Annotated in this window: 3 protein-coding genes; all 3 read right to left on the minus strand. The window is 32.5% G+C overall.

Going from position 1 to position 5,479, the window contains the following annotated elements:
- Positions 1-177 precede the first annotated feature (177 nt).
- The 3 genes from IJI93_RS09060 to IJI93_RS09070 all read right to left on the minus strand — a co-directional run bounded on the left by IJI93_RS09060 (position 178) and on the right by IJI93_RS09070 (position 5,171).
- Positions 178-3,438, minus strand: coding sequence for a C1 family peptidase (locus IJI93_RS09060; RefSeq protein ID WP_292822301.1), 3,261 nt, complete (start codon positions 3,436-3,438; stop codon positions 178-180).
- A gap of 495 nt (positions 3,439-3,933) precedes the next feature.
- Positions 3,934-4,521, minus strand: a complete 588-nt coding sequence (locus IJI93_RS09065; RefSeq protein WP_292822303.1) for an STAS domain-containing protein — start codon at positions 4,519-4,521, stop codon at positions 3,934-3,936.
- Positions 4,522-4,715: 194 nt separating this feature from the next.
- A complete protein-coding gene (locus tag IJI93_RS09070; RefSeq protein WP_292822305.1) occupies positions 4,716-5,171 on the minus strand; it encodes a hypothetical protein in 456 nt (151 codons plus the stop codon).
- Positions 5,172-5,479 lie beyond the last annotated feature (308 nt).

Here is a 5,479-nt window from a genome sequence, read left to right on the forward strand (position 1 = left end):
ACAGACAAACCAATCCCGAAATAATAAAGAAATTATACAAAACTAAAAATGGAATTCTGACATTTTTAGACTTCCAAATGCAAAATTGGACACAAAATCACATAAAAATCAAATAAGCCTATAAAATTTTACAGACTCAAATTAATTAAAAAAAAAATAGAATAATAATTGAATATGTTATTCAATTATCATTGTTTCATTGAAAGTTTGTGTTTTACCACTGCTGTCTGTAAACTCCACGCTAACTTCATGTTTGCCGAGGTATTTCTCGATGATTTCAAAGATTACCCTTGAAAGGTCATCGTCAACATCTCCATCAAATACAAGTGTACCGTCAATGTATACCTTTAAATGTCCGTTTGTGAAGGTGCGATTAAATAAATCCATTAATGCTTTAAGATTAACCGCATTTGCTTGACATATAAATTTCATATCATATGCACGATATAGAGTGTATACATGCTGTTGGCTGTAACTTGATTGGCCTGAATAAGTTGGTCTGACATCAGGAACAGGGGCAGGTGTATCATCATCTGGGGATGGTGCCGGAACTTCTTTTACGATGACAGTATTATTGACTTCATAATCTGAAATCGGAACTGTTGTAGTCATGACATATGTGCCCGGAGCCTCTGTTATTTCGATTTTGGCAATTCCGTCATCATCGGTTTTGACAGTGGTTGTTTTTCCATTGATTGTGAATTCAACCCTTTCGCCTGCACCAACAGCTCTGCCATCTCCAGTCACGACTTTAACTGAGAAGTATTCACCTCCATTATAGTCAACTGAAATGTCTTCATTATCGACAATTACTGAATCATCATCAACGGTATATGCCTTAAGGCATACTGTTTCATCCAAGTCAAAGGCATCAATCCATTTTTCACCGTCACTGCTTATGTAAGACACATTTTCAAGAAGATGCTGTCTTGTCTGCATTGCAACAGGAACGGAATTGCTTTTAAACTCTACTTTAATCATGTCATCTACAATGACCGGAACGTACTTTTCCAAAATGATTGTTTTGAATCCTGCATATTCGCTGACGCCGCTTTGAGTATGCCTCAATTCGTCATTTACATATATCTTAAGTTCATAATCGATACCTGGCTCATTGAAGTAAGTTCCCACAGCACCCAACAGATCATAAGTCTGTGAAATGAACTCATTTGAGTAATATGTGTAATTTTCATCGAAATAATCCAATCCAGCAAAGTCTGTCTGGTAATTGATGGTATACTTAATGGTATTGTTGAAGATATATCCTACCGCACCTGAATACAGGCGGGACGGGAACCCGTCAATATATAAAAATGACTGATCATAATAGGACAGGTAGAAGAAACCTTCCTCTCCAAAGCTTGTTCCCCAGCTGTTTTTGCAAATCCATGCACCGTCGCCCGGAGGTGTGATGAAAAAGTTATCCTTTGAATAGCTGTCATCCCATCCGATAAGGTCAACCATATGGTTTGCACTGTGTGTTTCATTATAATAACATGCGGCGGTGTCCGGATTATAATACGGCTCGGAATCACCGTGAGAACCATATGCAATAGCAAGAGCGCCATATTCCATTAATGCTTTTTTAAGTTCTAAATCAGTAGTATCTTTTCCTCCAGGAATAACGATTACATCCTGAACATGAACTGTTTCATCGGAATCAAAAATCAGCTCTGAAATCTTACCCATTTCATCATAAGGATCCACTTCACTACTCTGAAGCCCTAACCAGCTTAACAGATATGCTGGAGCACTGAATACCCATCCTCCTTCAATAAGAGCTGTGCTTCCATATTTTGAATAAATCAATTCCATATTTTGCATGTTGTTTGGTGAGAACATATATTGGACTCCGGTCGCTTTAAGCAATGCGGATTCGACTGCACCTACTGAACCGACTGCCCAACAGGCACCGTTATTTCCCTGGTCATAGACATTGCCTGCCCATCCCATGTCACGCAAATCGAATTTGGATGGAATTTCGTCCATATCCATTGAATTGTTGACTAATTCAATAGGCATTGCATATCTTGCAACGAAAAACTCATATTCAGTATTATTTGTTGACAGCTCATCATTTAGAAATGTTGTATTGGTGTCTTTAAAATCGCTGAAAAATCCAATGACGCTTATTCCGGAATTATTGAACAGTGAATTTTCAAATGACACATCCCCATTATACGCATAGATTGTATTTGCGGTGTCTTTTATAGCTGAAAAAGTGACCTTATTGCCTATTAATCTTGAATCTGAAATGGTCAGATTTCCTTCATCGAAAAATATCGCTCCTGCCTGATAATCTGCAACATTATCGGTTAAATTGGAATTAATAACGTTTAAATCAGCACATGAAGTGTAGATTGCGCCTCCAGCACTTGTTGCTCTATTGTTCATAAAGGTTGAATTGGCAATGTTTAAAATACCATATAACTGAAGAACGGCTCCTCCAAAATTGCTCCTGCAGTTGTTGAAAGTGGAGTTGATGATATCAACAGTTATATTGTCATAAAGAAGTCCATATCCTGCCATTCCTAAAGAATCAAAAAATATTGCACCCGCATCCTTTGAAGAGGATGTATTTTCAAATATGCAATTTTCAATTAAAAAGAGAGGGGTCTGATTAAAATCGCCCATGTGAGGAAATTTAAATCCTATTGCCCCTGCAGACAAATCTGAATTTAAATTGATAAATTTTGAATTTCTAATCACACACTGAACTCCTTCACAATAGATGGCTGCCGCATATCTGGAATATATATCTGTGAATGTTGAATTATTGACATACAGATTGCAACCATAAGGAACCAAAACATTACCGTAATCCACTTTTCCTCCAGAAAATGTGGAATCTTCAATTACAACATTACATAACAGCGCCGCCAGAATATCTGCTTTGTGCTGGGTAGTGGAATCAAATGAACAGTTCTTTACAGTTAAATTAGATTCTCCCATGACATTAATAAAAGCTCTTCTGTCTGAATCAGATCCGTTATCTATAAACTTAACATTGTTTAAAATAATGTTTGAAGAAACTCCCTGTATCCAGTTTTCCTTACAGTTAATAAATGTCAAATCATTAATTGTGAGATTTTCACCCCACGCCATTATAGCGGGTCCAATGTTTTTACCATCAATGAAATGATTATTTCCGTTAATGGTTAAATTAGTTCCCCCAAGCAACAAAAATGTTTCATTATCCTCTGCTTCAATATATACATAATCATCCGCCATATTAAATTCAGTTACATTATCATAATATGCCGGCAAATCCTTTTCCAAATCCTTAAAGGATTTGGGGGAAGCGGAAAGCAAATCTGAATCTTCAGCTACATCATCAATAATCAGTTGAGATGAATCATTCAAGTCCTCTGCACTGATACATCCTATCGAAAACATGAATATTAAAAGAAATATTGTCAATATCACATATTTTCTCATATCTAACCTCCTTTATTTAAATAATCAGAAAGAGAATAATATTCACCTTTCAGATAAATAATTAGAATGCTTTTAATAATTTAAACATTCTTATATATACAAGTTTTATATACATAGCATATAAACATGTTGATTTATTTTAACTTTTTATATAAAAAAATAATCAAATCAATATAAAAAATAGTAAATTTCTATAAAATTTATAAAATTTTAATTTAAAATTAAATTAAACATTATTTATGAAAATTAATTATTATTGAAAATAAGTACTAATTTTTTTAAAAAAATGGAAAATTTAAAAATACTCTGTTTGCATTGAAAAAAATTTATAAAAAATAAACAAGCCAATATGAAAAATTTAATAAAATATTATATTGAAAAATTTAATATTAAAATTAATTAAAAAATTTAAAAAAATGAAAAAATATTGGACAAACGTCTAAATTTGATTTATTCCCATCAAATCAACAGAACACTTTACTACATTTCTGAAAGTTATTCAACAGTGAGAATATCACTAAAACCTGTCAAATCAAATATAAACATCATATCATCTGAAACATTAATTAATTTCATTGATCCATTGTGTTGGTCCATAACATTTTGCATTGAATTAAGAACTCTTAAAGCTGCACTTGAAATATAATTGACATCTTTAAAATCCAAAGTTAATTCTTCAACATTGTCTAAATCTTTAATTAATGATTCTAAATTTGGCGTATTGTCAACATCCAATCTTCCGATTAATTTAACATCCAATTTTTTTCCGTCAACCTTTTTTTGAATTTCAAAATTGCTGGATAATATTTGGAAAGGTGAACTGTCTTGAGAATCGCAATTATAATTAACTATATCTGTACGGTTGTCGGTTTCACAGGTATTGTTATCAAATTTTGAGGCATTGGAATCTGCATCTAAAATTTGCTGTTCAACATGACTGTCCCCAGCATTTTCATATGCATCAAGATCATATGCACATACTGCAGAATCATTAACATCACAGTCGTCGACATCAACTGCAGACACGTTTGCTATGCCCATTAGGCATATTAACCCAAAAAATAATAATATTTTTTTATTCATAGGGGGAAACCTCCCAAATAAAAAAGTACACAATTTTATTGAATACTTCAGTTTTGTATTTATATGTTAAAATTAATAGTATATAAACGTTTCCGCATGCAAGTGCTTACTTGCATCTTAAAACAACTAAAAACTATTATTAAAGGCTATTTATTAAAATTAACAATAATATGGATGTTTTTTCATGAAATATCCTAAGACTTAACACCAATATATAACATGCAATGCGCTTTTCGGTCAGGAGTAAACTCTTCTGGAACAGTACTCTCATAATCAATATTGAAACTTCTTTTTATCTTTCCATTTCTTTGATCTTGCCATACCTGTTTCCATGCACTTTGAGCACAGGTTAAAACATCATCTCCACTAACGTCATATTTGATAAATTTTCCATCCAATACCTCTTTTTCAAGACCTTTAAAAAACTCTTTTTCAACAGCAAGAACACTTAAATCAAATTCGCCGGTTTCGTCACTTTCATAGTTGGAATATTCACAAACTGGTGCAATACCTTCAATAAGCTTTTCATCTGAATTAAAAAGCAAAGGGATTTCACCAGACACAATATCTGCAAATAACTCATTAATTTTACCTATTCCTTCAGAATCATTTTTTAATCTTATGGTAACTTTGTCTAATTTATATGTCATGAAAAATTCTCTATTAACAATTATATAAGTAATTATTTGAATTGAATCTTCAACAAATATTCAAAAAAAAAACACAAACAGACTTGCCCTTAAGAATTTAAAAAATAGAAGAAACCCAAAAGCACATTATACTATATGATTTACAGTATTCTTTTTTTTAAATTTTAGGCTTTGTAGAAATCCTAATTTTCATTGAATTTGTGTTGATCTGTAAATGTTGTAGATTGTGTTTTTGAGTTTTGTTTCTTTGTTTGATAGTTGTAGGCTTCTGCTTCTGTTTGTTTCGTTGAATATTCTTTTTATTACGC

The organism is Methanobrevibacter sp., assembly GCF_017431965.1.
Lineage (GTDB): Archaea > Methanobacteriota > Methanobacteria > Methanobacteriales > Methanobacteriaceae > Methanocatella.

Excerpts from the sequence above, each read along its gene's own strand:
- IJI93_RS09060 (WP_292822301.1), bottom strand. The coding sequence starts at position 3,438 with ATGAGAAAATATGTGATATTGACAATATTTCTTTTAATATTCATGTTT.
- IJI93_RS09065 (WP_292822303.1), bottom strand. The coding sequence starts at position 4,521 with ATGAATAAAAAAATATTATTATTTTTTGGGTTAATATGCCTAATGGGC.
- IJI93_RS09070 (WP_292822305.1), bottom strand. The coding sequence starts at position 5,171 with ATGACATATAAATTAGACAAAGTTACCATAAGATTAAAAAATGATTCT.